The organism is Lachnospiraceae bacterium JLR.KK002, from assembly GCA_036941025.1.
Classification (GTDB): Bacteria; Bacillota; Clostridia; order Lachnospirales; family Lachnospiraceae; genus Petralouisia.
In genome coordinates this window covers 3,542,045-3,555,153 of record JAYMNP010000001.1, presented here as the reverse complement: position 1 = coordinate 3,555,153, position 13,109 = coordinate 3,542,045, and the positions used below count along the sequence as shown (strand labels likewise).

Below are 13,109 nucleotides of genomic sequence, written 5' to 3'. Positions count from 1 at the left end.
CCCCCATTTTACAACCTGTTCTGCGGGAATTACCTGTTCAGACAGTCACTCCGCCGCAGTGAAATTCCCGGTACTCCGTAGGCGTCATTCCCACTTTCCGCTTAAAAGCCTTACTGAAATAATTGGCTTCACTGTAAGAAAGCTCATAGGCAATGCTGATGACAGGCATGTCCGTTTCCACAAGCATTTCCTCAGCAACAGCTATTTTACAGTCTGTAACGTAGGTAATGAAGTTGACCCCGGTAATTTTCTTAAAAACCCTGCTGAAATAATAAGAACTCATATTTGCATATTCTGCAGCCTGATCCAGGCTGATGCCGCCCCTGACGTTGCGGTCAATAAAGTTGATCACCCTCTGCTCACTGTCCACCTGATAACTGCTGTCTTCTTCAAAAACAGTAAAAATCACATCCAGCATCTTTTTCAGTACAAGGTAGGTATCATATTTCTGCACCTGCTGGTCGAATCGAAGCCTGAACTGTTCCATCATACATGCCAGTCTGGTTCGGGCAGCAGAACCCAGAGGATCTCCCAACTGTACAAGTCCTTCGGCAAACCGAAGCACCTGAAACCGAATCATACTTTTATTATGTATATCTTTGTGAAGAGAAGCAAGGTAATCTTTTGCAACATCTGTGCACTTTTTATAACAAAAGGCCCGCATCTGCTCAGCCAGAAGTTTCAGATACTGTTCCCGCCGCTGTTCCTCTCTGTCATTTAATCCGGGGGAAGCCTCCCGTTTCAGGGCTCGAACTGCTGCCAGCAGCCAGGCCGGACGGCAGGGTTTGAGCAAATAATCCTGCAGTCCCAGCCGCCATACATGAGGTGCAATATCAGCACGGACTCCTGCGGAAGTCACCAGAATCGGGGTATCCGGCGATACCTGCCTGGCCTTCGCCATCATGTCGCACCGGCGCAGATCAAATCTGGGTACATCTGCAATCAGCAAATCCACATTTTCTTCTCTCAGCATACGGATTGCCGTTTCTTCTTCCGCTATGGGAACAATTTCTGTGGACTCCAGCCCTTCAGCCAGAATATTTCGGGTAATTTCACGCTCCAGCCGGTTCTCATTCAACACTAAAATCTGGCCCATTCACTGCACACCTCCTTATCCGTCTTTCTTATGAGGCAGCCGGAAGCAAACCATCTGTCCCGGCTTTTCCTCCTTTCCAGGTCCTACGGAAAGGCCATACCGCTTTCCAAACATCCGTTTCAGACTCCTGTCTGAATCATGAAGGGAAAATCCCTCCTCCTGAAAAAATCCCCCGGACCGGTCATCCATCTCTTCCAGCGTCATTCCTTCATTATCGCTGACTACCTGAATTATCACGTCTCCCTGTTCTTCTTTCGCAAGAATTTCAATTTCATGGGTTTCCCCAGCCTCGCATCCCTGAACAGCCAGTCCCACAAGCGGTTCCAGAACCATGTAGGGACAGTTTGCATCCCAGTATTCCTTTGGAACTGAAATATGAAAGCGAAGAGCGTCCCCTACCCAGGCTTTCTGAACACGCAGCAGAGCGCCTATATAGTTCAGTTCTTCTCCCAGTGTGGAAATTTCATGTTCTGATTCCGTTACATAACGCATAATATCCGCAAAATCATATACCATGGCCTCTGTCCTGGCGGCCTTTTCCTGGAGAGCCATCTGTGAAATAATATTCATCACAAAGAAAAAATAACGCAGTTTCCCCTGATTTTTAATACTTGTAAGTTCACGTTTTCGAAAAGAAAACTCTGCACCGGGACAGGTTTTACACTGTTCCCCAGCGTTTATATCCTCAGATTCCGGCAGCCTGCCCGTCTGCCCGTTACTCTGCATCATAAACAGAATCAAATCATGCAGCACTGTCACTGCCGATTTAATCTTCTCATAGGAGACTGTCTGAGTTTCATTATACGCTTTATCCAGGTCCCTATCTTTCCTCCAGTCTGTCTCAACCGGCAGAATCCTGTCCAGTTCCCCTTTTTCATCCCGGTTTAACCGTATCTGGCCTCCCATCAGGGAACCCATATAAATACCGTCGCAGATCAGCGGCAGGGCAAAATCCACCAGTCCTGCATGACAGCGGTAGATATAAGGCTCTCCGGTAATAGCAGCCTGCAGACCTCCATGGGCATCACACTGTTTGCACATTTCAAAAAACCCCTGATGCTTCCGCCCAAGCTGACAGTAAGGGGTAAAACCACTGTAATGCGTAATGGGACATCCGCGATAGTCCACTGTCACAAAAGCCAGTCCCATGGCCCTGGAACAATTATCCTGCAGCATTTGCAGAAAACCGATATCAAGATAATCCGATATATTTTTTGATTCTTTCAACATACAATCCATCTCCCGATATGATTCTGTCTCTCAACACTCCAGACAACTTCTGTCCGTCTTTGTATAAATTGACGACAAAAAAATTCAAATCTGTCTTTTATTTTAATTATTATAACAAAAAAATCCCATCCATACAATTCTTTTTTGTGAATGAAACTTTTTTTACCCTGCCTGTAATATGATTTTTTCCTTTAGAAACTATGAACAAAAAGATTTAGAATATATATAATCTCCCGTCCAGACCTTATAATACACTGTTTTTATGACTAATACTGAAAAAATATATATTATCTGAAAAAATTTTCTGCCGCAAAATATTACAGGCAAATTTTTACCGGCAAATTTTTACAGGTTGATATCACAACAGATTGGGACCTATTTCTTTTCCGCCGCAATGGGATAATTATTTTTTATTCTATAGTAAGACACTTCCACGCTTTATCGTGACAGAGTCTTTCCCATAAGAAAATAAAGCATACCGTCTCCCCTGTCGGAAAACCGTATGCTGTCCTCATCCTTTTACAGTCTGTCTCTGATATTCAGATTAATTCTCCATTTTCTTCTCCACCAGAAATCCTCCCCCTTCCAGTTCATCCCTGGCTTTTTTCATATTCTGAAGCCCATAAACCTCCATATACCCTCCCGTCACCTGACAGGATTCCTTAAAAATTTCCTCCATCTGACCTCTATCCATGTAAATTTCGTTTCCCGGACTTTTCAGAATACCGGCAACATATCCCTTTCTTACATGACCTCCTTCATCCGTTATGGACAGAGAAAGACTCTGATACTCATCCGTCCAGCTTTTTATCTGTTTTTTATCAGGACTGTATCCGTGTTTGTCAGAAAACATCTGAAATGCATCTTCACCGAAAAACAGCGCCGCTGTATTTCCCAGAACAAGATTCCCCTCTGTTTCCTTAAAGTTCAGCGGATACTCTTCCAGACTGACTCCCACCAGGCTGGTTTCCAGGGTATATTCTTCCAGCCCCACTGTCACCATAGTGGAAGCAGATGGTTCAAACCTGCAGAGACCGGAAATATTCTGTAACTGTTCTGCAGTTTTCTCTGTCAGTTCCAGGTCAGACTGGATGTAAAAACCATAGATTTTCTGCTCTTTCTGATAATTTTTCCACAGATTTGAACAGAAAACCATCAGAAAAATAACTGCTGCACCGATAACAATATCTTTATACAGATTACGTCTTTTCATGATTTTTCCTTTCCTGACCAGGAATTTTTATGCATTTCGGAAACTCTCCAATAATGCTTCATCCGCAGATAAAGCCATATGATAATCAAAATCAGCACCAGAAAAATACCTGCCAGAATAGTTATCCACCACTGATTGGTTTTCGGAGCTTCCTTTTCCACTTTCAGTTTCACAACCTGCGGTTTTTTAATGGCGGTGTGAAGTTCCTGACTGGTTTCCACCGGTTCCCCCTGTTCATTTTCATAGGAAAACACCACTGTACCGGTGGTATCGCCATATTTTTTTCCACCTTCATCAATCACATTTCCCTCATTATCCATGGTCAGGTTGCCGGCAAATACGGAAATCTCTCCGTCTGCAGAAGAACCTGCCTCCATGGTTCCAAGAAACAGTTCCTTCTCCGGAAACAGCCCTTTGCCTTCCAGACGTATTCTGACATTATAAATGACCGCAAGGCCTGTGTTCTGAATCTGAAAAGTCAGCAAATCCGTATCTGCCTCATAAATACTGTCCGGAAAAGAAAGATTCGTAAGCTCCGCCTGAGGAATCTGCACCACAGACAGAGTCACTGTCTCCGTGGAAGTACAGGCAGTCCCCTGTTTATCCTCATAGTCAAACTGAAACTGTACTGCTACGGACTCTGCCGCCGCTTTTTTTCCCACAGTCACATGCTGAGACAAATCCATGGAACCTCCGGCCCCCGCCCGGTCAAAATACCAGGAAGTCTTTTCAAAAATAATATCTCTGTTTTCACAGGTCATGGTCACCTTTACATTTTCCATGGCATAACTTCGGCTGCAGTTTCTGGCAGAAAGGGACCAGAGTGCCTGTGTTCCGGCTTCCAGAGAAGCCGTCTGCAGACTGTTATCTGTTATCATAACTCTGGGCTGATGGATAATCTGTTCTCCGCTGCCTGAACCTCCTGCTGGCTGGCCTGATTCTTCTCCTGCATCCGGCAAAACAGAATCCGGCACCTGATTTTCCATGGTAAAATCTGAATTTTCCTCCGGCGGATTTTCTTCGGAAACTTTTGGGATTCCGTCTGTAATTTCCACATAAATGTTAAATTCCTGCTGCAGCCGTTCCTCTGACGTCTCAGCCTGCACCCACAGGCGCAGGGGATACTGACCGTTTACCCGGTCTTCCTTTAACTGAATTCTGCACCGGTACAGATAAATTCCATCTTCTGACTTCTTTACTTTTTTCTGATAGTTTTTATAGTAAAAAGGGCTGTTTTCCTCACGCTCAAAAGAAATACCCACAACGATTCTGTCCTGCTCCGTTTCCTGTTTCATCATAAAAGGAACCACCAGCGTCATGGTATTTTTCTCAACAGAAGGTTCATATCCTTTGGAAAAAGGAGCGTTCATACCCTCGTACTTTTTATTGGCGTCAATGGTGATAAATCCGCCTTTTTTCTGACTGTCATCCGAAATTATCAGACCCTCCGCCCTGACCGTGACAGACACAGCCAGAACAAAACACAGAATGATACTTATCAGAAAAAAACCCTGTACCCGATTTTTCCCACACAATTTTCTGCATCTCTTTTTTCTGCATCTCATACTTCCTGTATCCTCCCTCCGTCCATCTCATAAACTCTGTCGCATAAAATTCGGATATCTTCGCTGTTGTGACTGGCCAGAATAATGGTTTTTCCATTCTTTTTCAAATCCAGAAGAAGATTTCGAATATCTTCCACTCCATGTTTATCCAGTCCGTTAAAAGGCTCATCCAGAATCAGAAATTCCGGATCTTCCATAATTGCCTGGGCTATTCCGAGACGCTGGCGCATCCCCAGAGAATATTTTGCCACAGATTTTTTTAATCCTGGATCCAGTCCCGCTTTTCTTATGGTCTGGCGGATTTCCTCTGGGGAAATTTTTCCTTTAAGCCCGGCCAGAATTTCCAGATTCCGCATACCTGTCAGATTTGTCAGAAATCCAGGTGTTTCTATAATTACGCCGATACTTTCCGGAAAATCAATCTCTGTTCCGATGATTTTCCCCCCAACCCGTATAAATCCTGCTGTTACCGGAAGAAATCCACAGATACATTTCATCAGAACCGTTTTTCCGGAACCATTATTACCGGAAATTCCGTAGACTTTTCCCTGTTCCATACTGATATTAATGTCATTTAAAATCACGTCGTCCCCGAATTTTTTCGTCACATGACTGATTTCAATATAAACGTCCATGTTATTTTCTCCATAAATTCCTGTTTCAGGCCAGTACCCCCGTTGCTGCCATATCTGCACATCTCCTGGCTGTGGAACTAAATTTCCCGCAGCCTCCGATATAAAATCAGGCTGTGTATCAGCATTACTGCCAGAGAAATCACCAGGAAAAATATCCAGATTCCCATCTGGTCTGTTCCCCAGTCTTCCTGGCATACAACCCATTCTCCCGGATACCAGGCATACAGTTTCGGCAGATACCTTTCTTTTAATATAATCATCATATAATAAATGACGAAGGGCAGCCCGTAAGCCATATAATAATTCCGAAAAACCACTGCAAAAATACCGGAAAATTCTGCCAGGATTCCTCCTGTAAAGCTGATGCGCAGAAGAATTTCCAGAACACTGAGGATTTCTTTCCAGGAAATACTTCCTTTCAGTTCCAGAGGATAGAGAAAGAAAAAGCAGAGCAGAAATCCTCCGGTCCCCGCCAGAAAAAAGGGCAGAAATCCTCCGGCGTAAATCCTCCAGGTTTTTGTTCTGATATACTCCATCCGGCTGGTTCTGGTAAGATACAGTTTTAAAAATCCACTGGAGGATTCCCGCACATAGGCAGCTCCCGGCGAAAGCACTGCTGCAACAGGTATCAGAAACAACATGGTCTGAGCTTCCAGTGCAGTCTGATAAAATTCAAGAAAACTTCCCGGATTTAACGGAATTTTTGCCTGATAGAAAGGAAATCCCAGCGCCATGGCCAGAAAACTTACCAGCATGGCAGCCTGAAATCCTCTGTCCCGTAATAATTCTTTCATACGTCAATCTCCTGTAAAAGAACTAAAATTGTATTTTTTCAGTGTATAAAAGGAAAGAAAGGACAAAAACAGCAGCAGTACAAGAAATATCATACAGGACTGGCCAATAGACGGAAGCACATCATACCCAAAATCATGCATTCCGTAAGTGGCATGGTTCAGGGGGCTGACCCACCCGGTAATCCTCCGTACCAGAAACATTTCGTATTCTTCTTTGCGGAGTATTTTCGCCAGAATATCGGGATTCAGAAGGAACCCGAACAGACTGTAAAACAGCCCGGCGCCGATGGCAGCCTTTCTTCCTGATTTCATCTGAAAAAGCAGCATCAGAAAACTTAAAGTTAAGGCATAACAGATTAAGAGAACCATAATCTGAAAGCTGCAGGACACCGGAGTGGTACTTTCCATCACCTTTACTGTGGATGGAACGGATAAATCCCTCCCCATACCGGAATAGGCCAGAAGGGCCGCTGTCTTGCTCCAGATATTTCCAGGATAAGTTTTCTGCATACAGAGAATTCCGGTCACCAGAAGCACATATGTCATATACAGCACGGTTACCAAAAAAATATAAAAAAACTGTGCCAGCAGCCACCGGCTCTTTTTCATGCGAAGAAGCATATAAGGGGTAAAAGGACTTAATTTCGGCAAATCCAGAAACAGCAGAATCAGCAGCAGAGAACAGAGCAGAATGGAATCGGCGTCTCCAAAAGTCCAGATAAAAGGCTCCAGTGCCTGCATGGAGGAATCATAATAATCTGCCACCATCATGCCCCGGTCGCTCAGGAAAAAACAGAGAATAAAGGAAAACAGAAAGGTGATGATTACCCTCGGATTTTTAAAAAATCCAAGGAAATTCCATCTGACTGCCGCTGTTACCTGTCTTGCCCCTTCCATCTTCCTGTTCCCCTTTCTTCCTGTGATAAATCAGTATCCAAGCCCCCGGTCAATAATCGTTCCGTCCAGAGCGTTGATGGTCAGCATACTCTGTCTGGAATGTTCTCCCGTATTTATTTCCGTATGGTCTTCATACTCTGTCTGAGAACCTCCGAATACGTCCCACACCGGTACCATAATCCCTGTGGTACTTTCCACGGTGGGATCATAGATTCTGGTATAGCCCAGCTGAATTTTATTCACATGATATGTCATATTTTCTGCATACTGCAGAATGTCTGCATTGGATATTTCCATCATCTGCTCATATATCTGCATAACGCTGTCAAAATCCATCAGTTTTACATTTTCCGTCTCAATCCCTTCCACATGATAAGGATTGTAAATTTCCACTTTCTGAATACCGTCATCTCCCACAATCACTTCACATCGCTCATAGCTCCAGGGAACCAGCGTACTGTCCGCATCTTCCCAGGCTCCTCCATAAGAATCTGTAAAGGTTACAGGTATTCCATCCAGCACTCTGCCGAAATAAAAAACATATCCCGCATCCAGTAAAGTCTCTTCTGTAAGGTTATCGTATCCGCTTTTCAGAAGGGAATAGTCCCAGTCTGTGATTTCCCAGTCCCAGCCCAGTCTGTCTATTTTTTCTCTGGCTGTTTTTTCTGCATCTTCATAGGAAATATTCAACATGTTCTGAATGGTTTCTTCTGATATGGAAGGCTGTTTTCCCTCTTCTTTGGATATATATTCATTGTCCAATTCAATCCTTCCATCCCACCAGTTCTTCGGCACCCGGAAATCTGCCATATCTTCTCTGGTTTTCTGAATCAGCACCCGCACATCTGCAGTATATCCGTCGCTTCCGGAAATGGTATAAGTGTAAACCCCGTTGTCAGTCTCCACTGCACCGCTGAACCTGTTATCATCCACCCGCTTTGTGGCTTCCTCTCCATATCCTTCCACCCATTCCAGTCCAAAAGAAGGCGTTACTTCGATTTTTTCTATTTCATCCGGCGCAGTTTTCATATTTTCCTCATCGTATTCAATTACACTGTCAATATCAAAAATTTTGCTTCCGTCTTCATAGGTTCCCAGATTATAAGGGTCCAGATTTCCTTCTGCCTTAAACTTTTTCAGCATTGTAATATCCTGCTGATACTGTTCTTTGGTCCACTGAAAATAACCATACTCCTGATAAATCTTATCCCCTTCAAAAAATGCCTGAGTTATTTTATCAATCAGTTCCTGATTCATTTCCTGTGCTGTTACTTTATAAGTGTTCATATGATCGCCTTCCGGTACCAGAATTTCCGCATCCGTATCAATCACCAGATTTCCGTTCTGGTAGGAAGCCTTATTCTTATAGCGTTCCGGCGTCTCCAGCACTCTTTTTACATTTTCTTTCTTTTCTTCCGGATTTCCCTGTTTCTCCTCTGTTTCCTGTTTTTCTTCCGGATGTTCTTCATTACTTTCATACTTTTTGATATTGTCTGACTTTTTCTGCCGTACAATGGTGTCCTCTGGTGTCTCCTGACAGCCTGCCAGCAGACCCATGCAGAGTATGGATATAAAAACTGTCCCCCATCTCTTTCTGAAACCTGTTTTCCTTTGTTTTACCTCTCCCATTTTTTCTCCTTCCCGTTTCTTTATGAAATATATGTTCAGTAACCAAGCTCCCTGTCAATCACAGTTCCGTCCAGAGCATTGATGGTCATAAAACTCCGTTTGGAATGCTCTCCGGAATCTTTTCTGGAATATTCGTCCATTTCAGAATCAAATCCGCCGAAAAAATCCCAGACCGGTACCAGAATTCCTGCTGTATTATCTACTGTGGGATTATAAATTCTGGCGTAACCCAATTTAATTTTTCTGATATGGTAAGTCCTCTGTTTTTCAAAGGACGTCACATCCGCATTGGATACTTCCATCATCTGTTCATATATTTTTATAATGCTGTCGAAATCCATCAGTTTTACATTTTCTGTCTGTATTCCTTCCACTTCATAGGGGTTATATATTTCCACTTTCTGAATCCCGTCATCTCCCACAATTATCTCACATCGTTCATAACTCCAGGGAATCAGCGTACTGTCCATATCTTCTAACGCTCCGCCATAAGAATCTGTAAAAGTAACAGGAATTTCATCCACTACTCTGGTAAAATAAAAGATATATCCGCTGTCCATTATATTATCTTCAGACGTCATTTCTTCTCCATATTTAAACACTGCATAATCCCAGTCTGTCAGCTCCCAGTCCCAGTCAAGCTGACTTATTTTATCTTTTGCAGCTTTTTCTGCATCTTCATAGGAAATATTCAGAAATTTTTTTATGGTATCTTCCGATAAAGGTTCATATCCATCTCCCTCAGAATCCATCAGATATCTTGTCTCCTGCCATATGGAAAACATTCTTTCATCCGGTAAATCCTCTCTCTTTTTTTCAATATCAAACTTTAAATCTCTGGTATTGGTTCCACTTATGATATCATAACTGTAAATTCCATGATCTGTTTCCACCATACCCCGGAACTCTGTCTCATCCACTACTTTCTGTGCTTCTTCTCCTTTGCCATCTACCCATTCCATTCCAAAACATGGCTTAACTTCTTCTTTTATCACCTCATCTGGAGCTTCTGCCATAAATTCTTCCTCTCTGGCAATCACCTCATCAATGTTAAAATGTAATTCCCCGTTTTCATCTTTTCCGTATTCGTATGGATCTGTATTTCCTTCTGCCTTATACTGTTTCAGTCTTGTAATATCTGCCTGATACCAGTCTTTTGTCAGCACATTATAAGTATAGGAATGGTAAATCTTATCTCCTTTAAAAAAAATATCAGTCACTTTGTCAATCATTTCCTGATCTGCTTCCTGGGCAGAAACATTATAAGTATTTATAGAGGCCACTTCCGGCAGAATTACTTCTGCATCTGTGTCTATAACAAGGGCCCCGTTTTCATAGGAAGACAGATTTTTGTATGTTTCCGGCGCCTTAACCATATCATGAATGGAACCTTCAGAACTTTCATATTCTTTGATGTTATCTGAACCCTTCTGCTTTACAATAGAATTTTCCGGTGTTTCCTGACAGCCTGCCAGAATGCTGATACAAAGCAGAGCTGCAGGAACTGTTATATATTTTCTCTTCATAAGCTCCTCCTGTCATGTTGATAAATTAATGATAACAGCTTATGTTCCGGGAATATTCACTCATTTGTAAAGGATTTGTAAAGATTGCCTCAGAAGCCGATTGTACCACTGAATGCTTACAGTATTTCTTATCAGATAGAATAATAAATAAATCCGGCAGTTTTCTTTTTCTGCCGGATTTTTCCGTTTTTCCTGTTTTCCACAGATCCATATGAACTCCCTGGCTATTTCACTGTCTGTTTTTCTTTCTCATAATCAGACATTTCAATATTCAATGCACGACAGGCTTCTTCCTGCGATAAACCGAGAGTTCTCATTAAACTTGTAACACTTTCCCTCATCTGTTTTGCTTTCCCACGTTCTATTCCCTGTTTCATTCCACGCTCAATACCCTGTTCTATTCCTTCTTCCAGAATACTCATTCCAAGACCATCCATATGATACAACTCCTTATTCTGAGAAAAATCTATATTTTTTTGTATTGTGACCAGAAAATCTTTTTTCTGTGGATAAAAAATTGCACTTAAAAATTCCATCAAATCATCTTCTGTGGGACATTGAGGACTTCCCAGTCGAATAAAATTGTTTCATTCACGGATTCAGTATTACAGCAATCCTGGTCCCCTCCCCCACCTTACTCTCGATTTCCATATTTCCATGGTGTACTGCTGCAATCTGCTCACAGAGAGCGAGCCCAAGCCCCATATTTCCGCTTTTTCTGGAACGGGATTTATCCACACGATAGAAAGCCTTACGGACTTTATCCACTTCCTCTGCAGGAATTCCACATCCTTCGTCCCGAACCCACAGAGATTTGTCATCTGCACCCAGATAAATACGACTCCCCGGCGTTGAAGCCATGATACTGTTATTAATCAGATTTATCAGGAAACTGGTCATCAGATCTGAATCCAGTTTTTTGATTTTCCCCTGATAATTTCCTTCCCGCACAAGAATTATTCCTGTTTCCTGAAGCCTGTGCTTCATGCTTTCCTCCACTCCGTCAAACAGATCCTCTACTGAAATATCCTGCTGAGAAATCTTACACTCCGGTTCATATAATCTTGTCAGCTCCATCATTTTTTCTGAAAGACGGGACAGTCTCCCGCTTTCCTGATATATATAGTTAAGGGATTTTTTCTCCTGCTCCGGAGACAGATTTACATTCAGAAGAGTTTCTGAATAACCCCTGATGGCTGTCAGAGGGGTTTTTAATTCATGGGACATACTTCCAATCAACTGTCGCTGAACCTCATTAACTGCCTGAAGAGGCTTTGTAATTTTCTTAATAAGAAATACAAGAAGCAGCGCCATTCCAAAAGATGCTGTAAAAGAAATCACCAGTTCCTGAATCACCAGATTTCGGCTTTTTTCATAGAGATAGGTTATGTCAATCCCGTAGAAAAAAGTATATGTCTCCTGGCCGTTGAGACGATATCCTCCATTAAATTTCTCATATATAACAAGAATATGCCTGCCATTCATCCGTTCCTTCCTGAAATTATAAGAATACCCGTCTTTTTGCGCATTTGCCTGTTCCACATTGAACTCATAGGGACTGCTGTTATACAACTCCTGCTCTCCTTTGTATAATGCGGAATGTTCCGGCATATTTTCCCGAAAATGATAAACCATAACATAATCCGGTATCCCATTATTATACTTTGATATGAAAAGTTTTTTATTCAACTCCATAACAGCATTTTCAAAAATCCTGATTTCTTTCTCTTTCAGAAGGTCAATTTTTTCCTGCCGGCTGGTAAAAATCACATAAAATGAAAAAACCTGCGCCAACACAAACAACATGGTTGACGCAGTAAACGCAATTTTTTTTATCATATCCATCAGGGCACCTCCATCCGGTAACCTACTCTCGGCACCGTAATAATCACATCGGAAAAGTCCAGCTTCTTCCGGATATTTCCCACATGTACGTCCACGGTCCTGCTTTCTCCCTCAAAATCCACGCCCCATAGAATATTCAGAATCTGCTCTCTGGTAATCACCCGGTTTCTGTATTTCCAGAATACCAGCAGGCAGTCAAATTCCATGGGCTGCATGGAAACCTCCGCCCCGTTTTTGTGTACCGTTCTCTTTTTCTCATTAATGACGACGTCCCGGATATGAATTTCCTCTGCAGTTTCGCTTTTTCCGCAGCGCTTCAGGATATTATCCATACGAACCAGAAGCTCCAGCATTTCAAAGGGCTTTACAAGATAATCTTCCGCCCCGTTCCTCAAACCCTTCACCTTACTTGGCAAATCGCCTTTGGCAGTCAGATAAATCACCGGAATATCATGCTCTTTCAGTTCTTCCAGCAGTTCAAATCCGTCTTTTCCCGGCAACATAATATCCAGCAGCGCCAGTACATAATCGTCCTTCTCTTTCAGATGACGGCTGAATTCCATTCCGTCAAAAAAGGGAACAGGCTGATAGCCCGCAATTTCCAGATTCATGCAAATTAAATCGTTAATGGCTGTTTCGTCTTCAATTACCAGTACTTTTTTCATAAAATCACCAGTTC

12 protein-coding genes are annotated in these 13,109 nt (G+C 42.6%); all 12 read right to left on the bottom strand.

Translation table 11 applies throughout. The features are described from left to right. Window positions 1-37: 37 nt before the first annotated feature. On the bottom strand, window positions 38-1,096 hold the full coding sequence (locus VSQ32_17325; protein ID MEH2944564.1) for a response regulator transcription factor: 1,059 nt from the start codon (window positions 1,094-1,096) through the stop codon (window positions 38-40). A 15-nt stretch (window positions 1,097-1,111) separates the two neighbouring features. Next, window positions 1,112-2,326, bottom strand: a complete 1,215-nt coding sequence (locus tag VSQ32_17320) for a PocR ligand-binding domain-containing protein (protein MEH2944563.1) — start codon at window positions 2,324-2,326, stop codon at window positions 1,112-1,114. 544 nt (window positions 2,327-2,870) lie between these two features. Further along, window positions 2,871-3,539: a hypothetical protein gene (locus VSQ32_17315; protein MEH2944562.1), complete on the bottom strand. Its 669-nt coding sequence runs from the start codon at window positions 3,537-3,539 to the stop codon at window positions 2,871-2,873. Next, window positions 3,536-5,104 carry a hypothetical protein gene (locus VSQ32_17310; protein ID MEH2944561.1) on the bottom strand — a complete coding sequence of 523 codons (1,569 nt, stop codon included), beginning with the start codon at window positions 5,102-5,104 and terminating at the stop codon, window positions 3,536-3,538. Before VSQ32_17310 ends, VSQ32_17315 begins: the two co-directional genes overlap by 4 nt. Further along, a complete protein-coding gene (locus tag VSQ32_17305; GenBank protein MEH2944560.1) occupies window positions 5,101-5,739 on the bottom strand; it encodes an ATP-binding cassette domain-containing protein in 639 nt (212 codons plus the stop codon). Before VSQ32_17305 ends, VSQ32_17310 begins: the two co-directional genes overlap by 4 nt. Before the next feature lie 77 nt (window positions 5,740-5,816). Further along, window positions 5,817-6,533, bottom strand: a complete 717-nt coding sequence (locus tag VSQ32_17300; GenBank protein MEH2944559.1) for a hypothetical protein — start codon at window positions 6,531-6,533, stop codon at window positions 5,817-5,819. A 3-nt stretch (window positions 6,534-6,536) separates the two neighbouring features. Next, the gene (locus VSQ32_17295) at window positions 6,537-7,430 is read right to left on the bottom strand and encodes a hypothetical protein (protein ID MEH2944558.1); all 894 of its coding nucleotides are present in this window, start codon (window positions 7,428-7,430) and stop codon (window positions 6,537-6,539) included. 30 nt (window positions 7,431-7,460) lie between these two features. Further along, window positions 7,461-9,059 carry a DUF6034 family protein gene (locus VSQ32_17290; GenBank protein ID MEH2944557.1) on the bottom strand — a complete coding sequence of 533 codons (1,599 nt, stop codon included), beginning with the start codon at window positions 9,057-9,059 and terminating at the stop codon, window positions 7,461-7,463. Between the two features lie 35 nt (window positions 9,060-9,094). Continuing rightward, window positions 9,095-10,585, bottom strand: coding sequence for a DUF6034 family protein (locus tag VSQ32_17285; protein ID MEH2944556.1), 1,491 nt, complete (start codon window positions 10,583-10,585; stop codon window positions 9,095-9,097). Window positions 10,586-10,809: 224 nt separating this feature from the next. After that, the gene (locus VSQ32_17280; protein MEH2944555.1) at window positions 10,810-11,022 is read right to left on the bottom strand and encodes a hypothetical protein; all 213 of its coding nucleotides are present in this window, start codon (window positions 11,020-11,022) and stop codon (window positions 10,810-10,812) included. Window positions 11,023-11,176: 154 nt separating this feature from the next. Then, the gene (locus tag VSQ32_17275; protein MEH2944554.1) at window positions 11,177-12,430 is read right to left on the bottom strand and encodes a HAMP domain-containing sensor histidine kinase; all 1,254 of its coding nucleotides are present in this window, start codon (window positions 12,428-12,430) and stop codon (window positions 11,177-11,179) included. Continuing rightward, on the bottom strand, window positions 12,430-13,095 hold the full coding sequence (locus tag VSQ32_17270) for a response regulator transcription factor (GenBank protein ID MEH2944553.1): 666 nt from the start codon (window positions 13,093-13,095) through the stop codon (window positions 12,430-12,432). Before VSQ32_17270 ends, VSQ32_17275 begins: the two co-directional genes overlap by 1 nt. Between the last annotated feature and the right edge of the window lie 14 nt (window positions 13,096-13,109).